Source organism: Protofrankia sp. CiP1_Cm_nod4, assembly GCF_982290645.1.
Map to the genome: position 1 here is coordinate 4,238 of NZ_CEVIVC010000205.1, position 526 is coordinate 4,763.

The 526-nt window shown below is 77.2% G+C and carries 1 protein-coding gene; it reads right to left on the bottom strand.

Annotation, left to right across the window (positions count from 1 at the left end):
* The coding region (locus tag AC5LSR_RS22710) for an alpha/beta hydrolase fold domain-containing protein (RefSeq protein WP_493468980.1) at positions 1-526 on the bottom strand (526 nt) is incomplete at both ends.

The following is a 526-nucleotide window of genomic DNA, read 5'->3' on the forward strand; positions in this document are numbered from 1 at the left end:
CGCGCAGCAGGGCCTCGCTCTGGACGCGGCGGGACGCGAGGCTGACGGCGGCGTCGGGTACGACGACGTCGAAACCGTGCGTGGCACCCGGGTAGATGTGCAGCTCCACCGGCACGTCGGCCTGCGCGAGCCGGGCGGCGAACGCCAGCGCCTCGTCCCGGGCAAGCTCGAGATCGCCGAATACCAGGGCGGTCGGCGGCAGCCCGGCGAGGTCCGCGGCGCGGGCCGGCGCGGCGTAGGCCGGCACGTCCGCGGCGTCGGCCAGCGGGCCGAGGTAGCCGCGCCAGCCCCGCTGGGAGCCGGCCCGGTTCCAGGTGCGCGGGTCGGTGATGGCCTGGCTGGAGACCGTGGCGTGCCGGTCGTCGAGCACGGGCGCGTGCAGCAGCAGCAGTGACGGCAGGGGCTCCTGCCGGTCGCGCAGGTACAGCGTCAGCCCGGCCGCGATGGCGGCACCCGAACTGGAGCCGATGATGGCCGACCGGGCCGGGTCGACGCCGATCTCCGCGGCCCCCGTGCCGGCCCTCCC